This window comes from Variovorax paradoxus, from assembly GCF_000834655.1.
Classification (GTDB): Bacteria; Pseudomonadota; Gammaproteobacteria; order Burkholderiales; family Burkholderiaceae_C; genus Variovorax; species Variovorax paradoxus_F.
The window spans coordinates 1-13956 of sequence record NZ_JXQQ01000138.1 but is presented as its reverse complement, the minus strand read 5'-3'; the positions used below and the strand labels follow the sequence as shown (position 1 = coordinate 13956).

General features: G+C 68.4%; 10 protein-coding genes and 1 riboswitch. Of the genes, 9 read left to right on the top strand and 1 reads right to left on the bottom strand.

The window, feature by feature from the left end; all coding sequences use genetic code 11:
* The first annotated feature begins 38 nt into the window (after positions 1–38).
* The 6 genes from RT97_RS31820 (at position 39) to iaaH (ending at position 7979) form a co-directional block, all read left to right on the top strand.
* Positions 39–1223, top strand: a complete 1185-nt coding sequence (locus tag RT97_RS31820; RefSeq protein WP_042582871.1) for an acetyl-CoA C-acyltransferase — start codon at positions 39–41, stop codon at positions 1221–1223.
* 93 nt (positions 1224–1316) lie between these two features.
* Entirely contained in the window at positions 1317–2567 is a 1251-nt protein-coding gene (locus tag RT97_RS31815; protein ID WP_042582870.1) for a glutamate carboxypeptidase, read from the top strand.
* 118 nt (positions 2568–2685) lie between these two features.
* Complete coding sequence (locus RT97_RS31810) at positions 2686–3816, top strand: acyl-CoA dehydrogenase family protein (protein WP_042582869.1); 1131 nt, start codon at positions 2686–2688, stop codon at positions 3814–3816.
* Between the two features lie 146 nt (positions 3817–3962).
* Positions 3963–5555: an alpha,alpha-trehalase TreF gene (treF, locus tag RT97_RS31805; protein WP_253278364.1), complete on the top strand. Its 1593-nt coding sequence runs from the start codon at positions 3963–3965 to the stop codon at positions 5553–5555.
* On the top strand, positions 5552–6385 hold the full coding sequence (locus tag RT97_RS31800) for a metallophosphoesterase (protein WP_042582867.1): 834 nt from the start codon (positions 5552–5554) through the stop codon (positions 6383–6385). Before treF ends, RT97_RS31800 begins: the two co-directional genes overlap by 4 nt.
* Before the next feature lie 88 nt (positions 6386–6473).
* Entirely contained in the window at positions 6474–7979 is a 1506-nt protein-coding gene (gene iaaH / locus RT97_RS31795) for an indoleacetamide hydrolase (protein ID WP_216595202.1), read from the top strand.
* A gap of 166 nt (positions 7980–8145) precedes the next feature.
* On the opposite strand, the gene RT97_RS31790 is transcribed toward iaaH, so the two are convergent.
* The gene (locus RT97_RS31790) at positions 8146–8880 is read right to left on the bottom strand and encodes a helix-turn-helix transcriptional regulator (RefSeq protein ID WP_042582866.1); all 735 of its coding nucleotides are present in this window, start codon (positions 8878–8880) and stop codon (positions 8146–8148) included.
* A 164-nt stretch (positions 8881–9044) separates the two neighbouring features.
* On the opposite strand from RT97_RS31790, the gene RT97_RS31785 reads away from it, so the two are divergent.
* The 3 genes from RT97_RS31785 to thiC all read left to right on the top strand — a co-directional run bounded on the left by RT97_RS31785 (position 9045) and on the right by thiC (position 13552).
* The gene (locus RT97_RS31785; protein ID WP_042582865.1) at positions 9045–10832 is read left to right on the top strand and encodes an ATP-binding response regulator; all 1788 of its coding nucleotides are present in this window, start codon (positions 9045–9047) and stop codon (positions 10830–10832) included.
* Positions 10833–10887: 55 nt separating this feature from the next.
* Positions 10888–11307 carry a YchJ family protein gene (locus tag RT97_RS31780; RefSeq protein ID WP_042582864.1) on the top strand — a complete coding sequence of 140 codons (420 nt, stop codon included), beginning with the start codon at positions 10888–10890 and terminating at the stop codon, positions 11305–11307.
* Between the two features lie 165 nt (positions 11308–11472).
* Positions 11473–11578, top strand: a riboswitch (TPP riboswitch).
* Positions 11579–11665: 87 nt separating this feature from the next.
* The gene (gene thiC / locus RT97_RS31775) at positions 11666–13552 is read left to right on the top strand and encodes a phosphomethylpyrimidine synthase ThiC (protein WP_042582863.1); all 1887 of its coding nucleotides are present in this window, start codon (positions 11666–11668) and stop codon (positions 13550–13552) included.
* Positions 13553–13956 lie beyond the last annotated feature (404 nt).

Below are 13956 nucleotides of genomic sequence, written 5' to 3'. Positions count from 1 at the left end.
TTTCACATTCACATTCGCATTCAAAGAAGGAGACCCTCATGTCCGAATCCATCGTCATCGTCGGCGCCGCCCGCACCCCCATGGGTGGCTTTCAGGGCGACTTTTCTTCCCTCTCCGCGCACGACCTGGGCGGCGCGGCCATCAAGGCCGCCGTCGAGCGCGCCGGCATCGCACCCGAGAGCGTGGGCGAGGTGCTGTTCGGCAACTGCCTCATGGCCGGCCAGGGCCAGGCCCCGGCGCGCCAGGCCGCGTACAAGGGCGGCCTGCCCGACAGCGCGGGCGCGGTCACGCTCAGCAAGATGTGCGGCTCGGCCATGAAGGCCGCGATGCTCGCGCACGACCTGCTGCTGGCCGGCACGCACGACGTGATCGTCGCGGGCGGCATGGAGAGCATGACCAACGCGCCGTATCTCATGCTCAAGGGGCGCGGCGGCTACCGCATGGGTCACGACAAGATCTACGACCACATGATGCTCGACGGCCTGGAAGATGCCTACCAGCCGGGCCGCTCGATGGGCACCTTCGGCGAAGACTGCGCAGCCAAGTACAAGTTCACCCGCGAGCAGCAGGACGCCTTCGCCATCGCCAGCGTGCAGCGCGCCAAGGCCGCGACCGAATCGGGCGCGTTCAAGGAAGAGATCACGCCGGTCACCGTGAAGGGCCGCGGCGGCGACACCGTGATCTCCATCGACGAAGGCCCGGGCAAGGTGAAGCTGGACAAGATCCCGACGCTCAAGCCCGCGTTCAAGAAAGAGAACGGCACCATCACCGCCGCATCCAGTTCGTCGATCAACGACGGCGCCGCGGCGCTGGTCATGATGACCGAGTCGCACGCGAAGAAGATCGGCGCCAAGCCCATTGCCCGCATCGTCGGCCACGCCACGCATGCGCAGGAGCCCGAGTGGTTCTCCACCGCGCCGGTCGGTGCCGTTGCCAAGCTCTTCAAGAAGACCGGCTGGACGGTAAAAGACGTGGACCTCTGGGAAGTGAACGAAGCCTTCGCCGTGGTGCCGATGGCCCTGATGCACGAACTCGACGTGTCGCACGAGATCGTCAACGTGAATGGCGGCGCCTGCGCGCTGGGCCACCCGATCGGCGCGAGCGGCGCGCGCATCATGGTCACGCTGATCCATGCGCTGAAGGCGCGTGGCAAGAAGCGCGGCGTGGCGACGCTGTGCATCGGCGGCGGCGAAGGCACCGCCGTGGCACTCGAATTGCTCTAAACAGCACACGCCGGCGGCGTCCGAGGGAGGACGCGCCGGCTTTCGCCATCCGGCATTTCAACAATCAGATATTGCGTCAGAGCAGGAGATTTCATGCGCCCATCCATCCACCGTACCGCCCTGGCCGCCCTGCTGGCCACCGCCTTCCTGGCACCTGCCGCCAGCTGGGCGCAGAAGCGCGACAACGTGCTGTTCCAGGCCGCGACCGACGAGCAGCCCGCGGTCATCAAGACGCTGGAGAAACTCGTCAACATCGAGACCGGCACCGGCGACGCCGAAGGCATTGCCGCCGCCGGCAATTACCTCGAAGGCGAACTCAAGACGCTGGGCTTCACCGTCACGCGCAGCAAGTCGGCCGGCATCGTGGTCGGCGACAACATCATCGGCAAGCTCAAGGGCCGCGGCGGCAAGAACCTGCTGCTGCTCTCGCACATGGACACCGTGTACCTGAAGGGCACGCTCGCCAAGGCGCCGTTCAAGGTCGAAGGCGACAAGGCCTACGGCCCCGGCATCGCCGACGACAAGGGCGGCAACGCGGTCATCCTGCACACGTTGAAGCTCCTGAAGGACTACGGCGTGCGCGACTACGGCACCATCACCGTGCTTTTCAACACCGACGAGGAAAAAGGCTCCTTCGGCTCGCGCGACTTGATCCAGGAAGAAGCGAAGCTCGCCGACTACGTGCTCTCGTTCGAGCCCACCGGCGCGGGCGACGAGAAGCTCTCGCTGGGCACCTCGGGCATCGCGTACGTGCAGGTCAACATCACCGGCAAGGCCTCGCACGCGGGCGCCGCACCGGAGCTCGGCGTGAATGCGCTGGTCGAAGCATCGGACCTCGTGCTGCGCACGATGAACATCGACGACAAGGCGAAGAACCTGCGCTTCAACTGGACCATCGCCAAGGCCGGCAACGTGTCGAACATCATCCCGGCCAGCGCCACGCTGAATGCCGACGTGCGCTACGCGCGCAACGAAGACTTCGAGGCCGCAATGAAGACGCTCGAAGAAAAGGCGCAGCAAAAGAAGCTGCCCGAGGCCGACGTCAAGGTGCTGGTCACGCGCGGTCGCCCTGCCTTCAATGCGGGCGAAGGCGGCAAGAAGCTGGTCGACAAGGCCGTGGCCTTCTACAAGGAAGCCGGCGGCAACCTGGGCGTGGAAGAGCGCACCGGCGGCGGCACCGACGCGGCCTATGCGGCGCTGTCGGGCAAGCCGGTGATCGAGAGCCTGGGCCTGCCGGGCTTCGGTTATCACAGCGACAAGGCCGAGTACGTGGACATCAGCGCCATCCCGCGCCGCCTGTACATGGCTGCGCGCCTGATCATGGATCTGGGCTCGGGCAAGTAAATGGTGCCCCCCGGCTTTTCACTCGCTTTGCTCGTGTAACTCCACCCCCCGAGGGGGAGGCGCGGTCCGCCTTGGGGCGGCCCGGCGGCGACCGCCGATCCACAGAAAAGGAATTGCTATGTTGTTGACAGCCGACCAAGAAGCCATCCGCGACGCGGTGCGCGATTTTTCGCAAGCCGAACTCTGGCCCAACGCCCCCAAGTGGGACCGCGAGCACAGTTTCCCGAAGGAGGCGCACCAGGGTCTCGCGGCGCTGGGCGCCTACGGCATCTGCGTGCCCGAAGAGCATGGCGGCGCGGGCCTGGACTACCTCACGCTCGCGCTGGTGCTGGAAGAAATCGCGGCCGGCGACGGCGGCACGAGCACCGCGATCAGCGTGACCAACTGCCCGGTCAACGCGATCCTCATGCGCTACGGCAACGCGCAGCAGAAAAAGAAGTGGCTCGAGCCGCTCGCGCAGGGCCAGATGCTCGGCGCCTTCTGCCTCACCGAGCCGCAGGCCGGCAGCGATGCATCGAGCCTGCGCACCACCGCGCGCAAGGACGCCGACGGCTACGTGATCGATGGCGTCAAGCAGTTCATCACCAGCGGCAAGAACGGGCAGGTCGCCATCGTCATCGCGGTGACCGACAAGGGCGCGGGCAAGCGCGGCATGAGCGCGTTCATCGTGCCCACCGACGCACCCGGCTATGCGGTCGCGCGCGTGGAAGACAAGCTCGGCCAGCACAGCAGCGACACCGCGCAGATCAACTTCGACGGCTGCCGCATCCCGGCAGAGAACCTCATCGGGGCCGAAGGCGAGGGCTACAAGATCGCGCTCGGCGCGCTCGAAGGCGGCCGCATCGGCATCGCCGCGCAGAGCGTGGGCATGGCGCGCAGCGCGTTCGACGTGGCGCTGGCCTACGCCAAGGAGCGGCAGGCCTTCGGCGGCTCGATCTTCGACCAGCAGGCCGTGGGCTTTCGCCTTGCCGAATGCGCGACGCAGATCGAAGCGGCGCGCCAACTGATCTGGCATGCCGCCAGCCTGCGCGATGCGGGCCTGCCGTGCCTGAAGGAAGCGGCAATGGCCAAGCTCTTCGCGAGCGAGATGGCCGAGCGCGTGTGCAGTGCCGCCATCCAGACCCTGGGCGGCTACGGCTACGTGAACGACTTTCCGCTCGAGCGCATCTACCGCGACGTGCGCGTCTGCCAGATCTACGAAGGCACGTCGGACATCCAGAAGCTGCTGATCCAGCGCGCCCTGGCCTGAAGCCCCGCCGTGCGCAGGGTGACGGTCGCCGACCGTCACCCGTCCTGTAGAGTTTCCGCTGAACAAAAGGGGAGACTGACATAACTCAGGCAGTCGCGGCCACGCCGCACCGTCGCCCGGGCTTCTCGATCGTTGCGGCTGCCGCGTTGGCAGCCGGCCTCGCATTCGGCGCACTCGACGCACCGGCGAACGCTGAAGTACGCGTTGCCTCCAGGCCCGCCGCGGCATACCCGGCGCCGCCTTCCGCGCTGTATCCGGAGCTCTTCGCCGCGGTGCAGCTGGGGCAGGTCTTCAAGGACGGCAAAACGTTCGTCGATGCCGTGCCCAAGGGTTCACCTGCCTTCGTCGCTGCGCAATACAAGCGCGAAAGGGACCGTCCCGGTTTCGATCTGTCCGCCTTCGTGCAGCAGCATTTCGATCTGCCGCAGGACAAGGGCGAGGCCTACGTCAGCGATCGCTCGCAGTCGCTCGTGCAGCACATCGAAAGGCTCTGGCCGCACCTGACACAGCAGCCGCGCAAGCCGGCCGCCGGTTCGTCGCTGCTGCCCCTGCCCGGGCCCTACGTGGTGCCGGGCGGACGCTTTCGCGAGGTGTATTACTGGGACTCGTACTTCACCATGCTGGGCCTGCTGCAGAACGGTGAGCCGCGCGCGATACGCGACATGGTCGGCAATTTCGCGAGCCTCATCGACCGCTACGGCCACATCCCGAACGGCAATCGCAGCTACTACCTGAGCCGCTCGCAGCCGCCGTTCTTTTTCAAGATGGTCGGCCTCCTGTCCACGCAGGACGAGGCCGGCGCCTATGCGCGCTACCTGCCGCAACTGCAGCGCGAATACGCGTTCTGGATGGACGGCGCGAAGGGGCTCGCGCCGGGCACCGCGCACCGCCGCGTGGTGGCGCTGCCCGACGGCAGCGTTCTGAACCGCTACTACGACGACCGCGCCGTGCCGCGCGACGAGTCCTATGCGGAAGACGTCGCGCTCGCCAGGAAGAGCAGCCGCCCTGCCGCCGAGGTCTACCGCGATCTGCGCGCCGCCGCGGAGAGCGGGTGGGACTTCAGCAGCCGCTGGTTCGCCGACGGCAAGACGCTGGCCACCATCGAGACCACGGCTATCGTGCCGGTCGACCTGAACAGCCTGCTGTACGGCCTGGAGAACGCGATCCGCCTGGGCTGCGAGCGCGTGCGGGACGCCGCGTGCAGCAGCGATTTCACGCAGCGCGCCGAACGCCGCCGTGCGGCGGTGCAGAAGTACTTGTGGAACGAAGCCGGCGGCCATTACGTGGACTATCAGTGGATCAGGCAGCAGCCCACCGGCCGCCCGGGCGCCGCCACGCTGTACCCGCTGTTCGTCGGCCTCACGGAACCGGCACAGGCGGCCCGCGTGGCCGCCTGGACGAGCAAGGCGCTGGTGAAGCCGCATGGCGTGGTGACGACGCCGATCCCGACCGACCAGCAATGGGATGCGCCCAACGGCTGGGCGCCCTTGCAATGGGTCGCGGTGGACGGTCTCAGGCGCTATGGCCAGGAGGCGCTCGCGCGCGACATCGCGACGCGCTGGATGGGCAAGGTGCAGCAGGTCTATGCCGGCAGCGGCAAGCTGGTCGAGAAATACAACGTCGTCGACAACAGCGGCGAGGCCGGGGGCGGCGAGTACGCCCTGCAGGACGGCTTCGGCTGGACCAACGGCGTGGCCATGCAGCTGATGACGATCTATCCCGAATTGAAGCGCCCGTGACGGCATTCCCCAGACGCCCCTGGGGCCGGATCGCCGCCGCGCTCGTGCTCGCGGCGCTGGCGGCGTGGGGCTTCGTCATCGAACCGCGCTGGGTCGCCGCGCGCATCGAGCCGCTGGGCTCGGCGCAGTGGCAGCCGCCGCCCGGCCTCAAGGTGGCGATGGCGGGCGACTGGCACCTCACCACGCGCTCGGCGTGGCGCGTCACCGGCGCGGAGCGCGCCGCGCGCATCGTCGACGAGATCAATGCGGCGCAGCCCGACGTGATCCTGCTGCCGGGCGACTTCCTCGCGGGCTCGGGCGACGACGAGGCGTTTTCGATCGAGGACATGGCCGCCGTGCTCGGCCGACTGAAGGCGCCGCAGGGTGTGTACGCGGTGCTCGGCAACCACGACTGGTGGCACGACGGCGAACGCACCGCCCGGGCCTTGTCTGCGCAGGGCATCCGGGTGCTGGAAAACGCCTCGGTTCGCTTGCCGGGCCACGACATCTGGGTGGTCGGCATCGGCGACGACTCGACCGGCCACTCGGCACCCGACAAGGCGCTGGCCGGCGTGCCCAAGGGCGCCGCCACGCTCGTCATGATGCACGACCCCTTCAGCTTCGCGACCATGCCGCGCACGCAGGGGCTGGTGGTCGCCTCGCACACGCATGGCGGACAGGTCAGCGTGCCGGGCCATGGCGCGCTGGTGGTGCCGGGACGTGCGCCACGCGAATGGGCCTACGGCTGGATCGCGCACAAGGGCAGGCGCATGTACGTGACGAGCGGGCTGGGCGTGAGCATCCTGCCGGTGCGCTTCAACATGCGGCCCGAGTGGGTGATGTTCCGGTAGCGCGGTCGGTCCGTGTCATCGGTTTGGATGACAGACAGGATGCCGCCGGCGGCGCAGCATGGCGGTCTCTTCGTCGAAGGTCCTTGCCATGTCCATTGCCAAACCCGTTTCCTTCGCCGCGGCCCTGTTGTGCCTCGGGGCATCCGCGCAAGCACAAACCGCTGCGCCGGACATTGCCGCGCTGACCGCGAGCGATGCGGTGCAGCAGCTCTGCGCCGGCACGGTGACCAGCGAGCAGCTCGTCACGGCCTACCTGGCGCAAGCCAAGGCGAAGGCGAACCTCAATGCCTTCGTCACGCTCGACGAGGCCGGTGCGCTGAAGGCCGCACGTGCCGCCGATGCGCAGCGAAAGCGCGGCGGTGCCTGCAAGCCGCTGGCCGGCCTGCCGGTCGTCATCAAGGACAACATCCAGGTGCAGGGCCTGCCCGCCACGGCCGGCTCGCCCGCGCTCAAGGGCTTCGTGCCCGCTGCCGATGCGCCCGTGGTCGCGAAGCTGCGCGCGGCCGGCGCGGTCATCCTCGGCAAGACGAACATGCACGAGCTGGCCTTCGGCGTCACGGGCTACAACCCCGCGTTCCAGAGCGGCCCGGAGGTCGGCGTGCGCAACGCCTACGACCCGAGTCGCATCGCGGGCGGATCGTCGTCGGGCAATGGCGCGGCACTCGGCGCGCGAATGGCGCCGGCGGCGCTGGGTACCGACACCGGCGGCTCGGTGCGCATCCCGTGCGCGTTCAACGGCTGCGCATCGCTGCGTCCGAGCATGGGGCGCTATTCGCAGCAGGGCATCGCGCCGATCTCGCACACCCGCGACACCGCGGGCCCGATGGCGCAGTCGATGGCCGATGTCGCGCTGCTCGACCGCGTGATCGCGGGCGGCGCGCCGGTGAAGCCCGCCGATCTGAAGCGCGTGCGGCTCGGCGTGGTGCCGGCCTTCTACGAGAACCTGGACGCCGACACGCGCGCCGCGACCGACGCCGCGCTCGCCAGGCTGCGCGCGGCGGGCGTCACGCTGGTGGACGTGGAGATGCCCAGGCTCATGGAGATCAACGGCGCCATCGGTTTCCCGGTCGCGCTCTACGAAGCGCACGACGACATGGTGGCCTACCTCGCGAAGTACCGCACCGGCATCGACATCGCGCAGCTCACGGCCGGCATCGCGAGCCCCGACGTCAAGGGCACCTTCGAGGCCTTCGTGATCCCGCGCAAGCTCCCTGCGCCGAACGGCACGGTCGATGCGAAGCCGGCCTACGACAACGCGATGCGCGTCGCGCGGCCCGCGTTGCAGAAGCTCTACCGCGACACCTTCGCGAAGAACAGGCTCGATGCGCTCGTGTTCCCGACCGTGCCGCGGGTTGCGCTGGCGGCCGCGCCCGAGGCCAGCAGCCCCGAGAACTTCGGCGCGCTGATCCAGAACACCGACCCCGGCAGCAACGCCGGCATTCCGGGCGTGCAATTGCCCTCGGGCCTGGGTGCGACGAGTGGATTGCCCATCGGGCTGGAGCTCGACGGGCCCGCCGGCAGCGACCGCAAGCTGCTCGCCGTTGGCCTCGCGGTGGAAGGCGTGCTGGGTCGCCTGCCGGCACCCAGAAAATAGAGCGCTGCGGCTGCTCCGCAACCGGCACGCTCAAAGAAACAAGGCGCCGTTCGCGCGGCGCTTGCCGAAGCGCCGCGCGAGGCTTCGACAAGCTCAGCCCGAACGGTTCTGGTTCTGGCCCGATGGAGCGGGGAGCGGGGAGCGGGGGCGTGGATATGGATCGGCCTCAGCGCTGGGCGAGCCCCGCCAGCGCCGACCGGCGCTCGATGCCGAGCTTGTCGAAGATGCGCCGCAGGTAGGTCCGCACCGTGGGCACGCTCACCGCCATGCGCCGCGCGATCTCCTTGTCGGTCAGGCCCTCGCACACGGCGCGTGCGACCTCCTGCTCACGCGCGCTCAGGGCATTCCATGAAGTCTCGGCAGGCATCGGCACCGCAGCCGCCGTGCGCTGCGCACGCTGCAGCGCGCCGATGAACGCGGGCTCGATCAGGTCGAGCAGCGCCTTCTCGTGGTCGCCGAAATCGCCGCGGCCCTTGCGCCGCCAGATACGCAGGTCGCCCAGCGCGCGGTTGCCCTCGAAGGCATGCAGGTTCATGCCCCAGTGCAGCCCGTCGCGCGAGAGAAAGTCGGTGAAGAAGGCCGTGCGCATCAGTTCGCGCTGCGGCATCACGTCGGTCACGCGCGTGGCGCGTCGGTGCGACTGCAGCACGAAGGTGATCGGGTCGTGGTGCTGGTGCCATTCGCCGTAGCGGTCGAGGTTGGCGGGGTCCATGTTGAGCGCCACGCGGCCGTCGAAGCGGCCGCGCTCGGCGTTCCACACGAAGGAGGCGAACTGGTCCGCATGCAAGAGGTCGAGCAGCGCCCAGCCCAGGCGCTCGCGAATGTCGCTTTCGCCGCGCTCTTGCGCCAGCAGCGTGAAAACGCCGCGCAGCGCCTGCTGTTCGGAGCCTGTCAGGTACATCGCCGCCTCGCTCTGGTTGTCGCATGCAAGGCTAGCGTTTAGCAAGCGCCGCGCCAAGGGTGGATGCCCGCGGGCCGCACGGGCGGTCACACGGAGCGCGCAGAATCGCGGCCAAGCCGCCCATGTCTTCGCTCCCATCGTCTCCTCCAGCCCCTGCCGCTCCCGTGCCCGTTCCCCTGTGGCAACGGCTGCGCGCCTACTGGGTCGAGTCCCCGAATGCCGACCCGCTCGTCGACCAGAGCCTGGCCCGCGCCTACATCGTCGACACGCGCGACACGCCGCTGTCGGCGGCCATGATCGCGGCGGTGTTCTGGGGCATGTTCCTCGTGCTGACCGGCGACCGCGGCACGCTGGTGTGGGCCGTGCTGGTGCACGCGATGCAGTGGAACATGCACCGCCACCTGCACCGGGTGGATCCGGCGGCCATCGATGTCGCGTCGGCCGCGCGCACGCGCCGCCAGCTGGAGCTGCGCATGCTGTTCCCGGGGCTGGTGTGGGCGCTGGCGCCGTGGCTCTTCTTTCCGCACGGCGATCTTGCGTACATCCTCCTGATGTACTTTTTCGTGAGCGGCACCACCGGCGTCATCATCGCGGCGCTCGCGCAGTGGTGGCTGGCCGCTGTGTGCTTCGGCGTGCCGGTGTTCCTGAGCCTGGCGCTGCGGCTGGTGCTGGAGCCGGGCAGCGTGCCGGTGATCATGGGGTGCCTGGCGGTGTCTCAGTTGCTGGCATCGCTGCACTACGCGCGCAAGCAGAACCGGCTGATCGTGCGCTCCATCGAGAACGGCTTCGAGAACGCGCGCCTGGCCGAGGCCCTGTCGCGCCAGCTCGACCATGTGGCGCAGATGGCCGCGCAGCGCGCGCGCATCTTCGCCGCCGCCAACCACGACCTGCGCCAGCCGATGCATGCGCTGGCGATCTTCGTGGATGCGCTCGACACGCGCAGCCCGCCCGGCGCCGACAACTTGCGTTTCATGCGCGACAGCGTGGATGCGCTGCGCGGCTCCATCGACGCGCTGCTGGACATCGCGCAGCTCGATGGCGGCGTGGCGCCGGTGCGGCTGGAGCCGCTGCGCCTGGATGCGTTGTTCAGGTCGCTCAACGGGCGCTTCGCGGCGCTGGCCGAGGCCAAGGGCCTGGCGCTGCGCATCCGCCCGACCGAGGCGGTGGTGCGGGCCGATGCGCGCATGCTCGCGCGCGTGTTGGGCAACCTGGTGGACAACGCCATCAAATACACGCCCGAAGGCACCGTCTTCGTGCGCGCGCGGCGGGTGCAGCGCCCCGCGAACGGCGTGCCGGCCTGGCGCATCGAGGTGCGCGACTCGGGCGTGGGCATCGAGGCGCAGCACCGGGAGCACGTGTTCGAGGAGTTCTTCCAGGTCGACAACCCCGGGCGCGACCGCAGCCGCGGACTCGGGCTGGGCCTGTCGCTGGTGGCCGGCATGGCACGGGTGATGGGCTCGTGCATCGAGGTGCGCTCCGCGCCGGGGCGCGGCAGCACCTTCTCGCTGGTGCTGGAGGAGGCGCCCGCACCGCCGCAGGTGCCGGAGGCGGACGCGCCGGCCCATTCCTGCGCATCGGGGTCTGGCCGGACGACCTCCGCGATCCGCATCCTCGTGCTCGACGACGAGCAGCCCGTGCGCGAGGCGATGCGCTCGCTGCTTTCCGGCTGGGGCCACGAGGTGGCGCTGGCGGCCAATCCGCGCGAGGCGCTGCAGCACGGCGGCGTGTTCGACCTGATGCTGAGCGACCTGCGCCTGGGCAGCGGCCTCTCGGGCCTCGCTGCGGCGCAGGCGCTGCAGGCGGTCGGCAAGGCGCGCAACGTGGTCATCCTGACCGGCGAAACCGCCCATGCGAACCGGGTGGAGGTCGAGCGTGCGGGCTATGCGCTGATCTACAAGCCGGCCGATGCGCGCGCCCTGCAGGACGCCATCGCCGCGAGCCGCCTGGCCTAGCTCCGGGGTTGCCCCATCGGAGGGATTGCCCCGAGGTGTTCCAATAGCGGTCTTCATGAGCGCCATCGACCCCACCACCGGACCTTGCCCCTGCGGCCGCACCGACCGCCGAGACAAGCCCATCGGCTACGCCCTGTGCTGTGGCCGCTATCTCGACGATTTCGAGAACACGCCCGCCCCCGACGCCGAATCGCTGATGCGCTCGCGCTATTCGGCCTTCGTGCTGCAGCGCGCCGAGTACCTGCTGGCCACCTGGGATGCGTCCAAGCGGCCGGCCTCGATCGAGTTCGAACCGGGCGTCAAGTGGCTGGGGCTGGACATCCGCTCGCGCTCGGTGCTCGATGCCGACCACGCCGAGGTCGAATTCGTCGCCCGCCAGCGCAGCAGCACGGGCACCGCCACGCGGCTGCACGAGCGCAGCCGCTTCGTGCGCGAGGGCGAACGCTGGTATTACCTCGAAGGCGACTTGCAATAGGCTCGCCCCCAGGCTTCGCGCACTTCGTGTCGCTTCGCCTTTCCCCTGCCGGGGGCAACACCTGCGGCCCGGCAAAGCCGGTTCCGCGGTGTTCCACGAAAAGACAGTGACCGCAGCACTGCATTGGCCGGCGGGTTGACGGGCCGGGCCGGGGCTCGCACAATCAGCCCCGCTCCGGGGTGCACACATGTGGTGTGCTGAGATGGCAAAGCTGCCGACCCGCGAACTTGATCCGGGTCATACCGGCGTAAGAAGAGCTGCACTCCCTGACCGAGGTTCCGTCGCCCACCTTCCGCGACGGCCCCAAGTCCACCGAGCGATTGCGGAGCACCCTTTCCCTCAACAAGGAGTGCCCCGCATGAATGCCCCCGACAAGTTCACCTCTTTGCTCTCGCTCACGCGCGAGCCCTTTCCCGCATCGCACAAGTGCCTGATCCCGGGCAGCCGGCCCGACCTGAACGTGCCGGTGCGCGACGTGCTGCTGACCAACGGCGAGACGGTGTCGCTCTACGACACCTCGGGCCCGTACACCGATGCCAAGGTCGACATCGACGTGCGCCGCGGCCTGCCTGGCGTGCGCGACGCGTGGATCGCCGAGCGCAACGACACCGAGAGCTACGAAGGCCGCTCGCACCAGGCGCTGGACGAGGGCCTGAAGCACGCGCACGACCACGATGCCCAGCGCCTGGCCGAACTGCGCGCCGGCGCCTCGGCGCTGCAGCGCACGCCGCGCCGCGCGAAGTCCGGTGCCAACGTCACGCAGATGCACTACGCGCGCCGCGGCATCGTCACGCCCGAGATGGAATACGTGGCCCTGCGCGAGAACGGCAAGCGCGAGTGGATGGCCGAATACCTCGCCAACGAAGAACGCGCCAAGCGCGTGGCCGGCAACCCGATGGGCGCGCGCATTCCCCGCATCATCACGCCCGAATTCGTGCGCGACGAGGTGGCCCGCGGCCGCGCGATCATCCCCGCCAACATCAACCACCCCGAGGTCGAGCCGATGGCGATCGGCCGCAACTTCAAGGTGAAGATCAACGCCAACATCGGCAACTCGGCAGTCACCTCCAGCATCGAGGAAGAAGTCGAGAAGCTCGTGTGGGCGATCCGCTGGGGTGCCGACAACGTGATGGACCTGTCCACCGGCAAGAACATCCACACCACGCGCGACTGGATCGTGCGCAACAGCCCCGTGCCCATCGGCACCGTGCCGATCTACCAGGCGCTGGAGAAGGTGGGCGGCGTGGCCGAAGACCTCACCTGGGAGATCTTCCGAGACACGCTGATCGAGCAGGCCGAGCAGGGCATCGACTACTTCACCATTCACGCGGGTGTGCGCCTGCCGTTCATTCACCTCACGGCGGACCGCATGACGGGCATCGTCTCGCGCGGCGGCTCGATCATGGCCAAGTGGTGCATCGCGCACCACAAGGAGAGCTTTCTGTACGAGCGCTTCGAGGACATCTGCGACATCATGAAGGCGTACGACGTGAGCTTCTCGCTGGGCGACGGCTTGCGTCCGGGCTCGGGCGCCGATGCCAACGACGAGGCGCAGTTCGCCGAGCTGCGCACGCTGGGCGAACTCACGCAGGTCGCGTGGAAGCACGATGTGCAGACCATGATCGAAGGGCCGGGGCACGTGCCGATGCACATGATCCAGGCGAACATGGACGAGCAGCTGAAGCACTGCCACGAGGCGCCGTTCTACACGCTCGGGCCGCTGACGATCGACATCGCGCCGGGGTACGACCACATCTCCAGCGCGATCGGAGCCGCGATGATCGGCTGGGCCGGCACGGCGATGCTGTGCTACGTGACGCCGAAGGAGCACCTCGGGTTGCCCGATCGCGATGACGTGAAGCAAGGGATCATTGCGTACAAGATTGCGGCGCATGCTGCGGACGTTGCGAAGGGGCATCCGGGGGCGCGGTCGCGCGACGATGCGTTGAGCAAGGCGCGCTTTGAATTTCGCTGGCAGGACCAGTTCAATCTTGGGCTCGATCCGGATACGGCGCGTGAATTTCATGACGAGACGCTGCCGAAGGACTCGAGCAAGGTGGCGCACTTCTGTTCGATGTGCGGGCCTAAGTTCTGCTCGATGAAGATCACTCAGGAAGTGCGGGAGTACGCGGCGAAGAAGGGGGTTGCCGAGGCGGAGGCTATGGCTGAGGGGATGGAGGAGAAGTCGAAGGAGTTCATGGCGGGGGGTGGGGAGATCTACATTCCTATTCGGGCTGTGTCGTAAGGTTTGTTTTCCGAGGCCGGGACTCGCCCCGGCGGGCGACTTACTTTCTTTTGCTTCGCCAAAAGAACGTAAGCAAAGAAAAGGCGACCCCGCTGTCTGCGACCCTTCGCTTCGCTGCGGGCAACCTGCGGTGCTCGCGTTTCGCGGGGTCTCGCAGAACTCGCTTCGCTCAGACAGCTGCGAGCCCTGATCCGCGAAACGCTGCGCTCCTCGGCGCAGCCAGAGGGGAGGGGGCATCTAACGAGCCATCGCTTTGCTCGGCTTGTGGTCGGGCCATTGCTTCGCTCGGCCGCCGTGCCCCCACCCCGACCCTCCCCCGGAAGGGGAGGGAGAAAGACAGGACATGCGACACGGGTTTGATGCATTGCTCCTTCCCCTCCCGGGGGAAGGTTGGGATGGGGGCA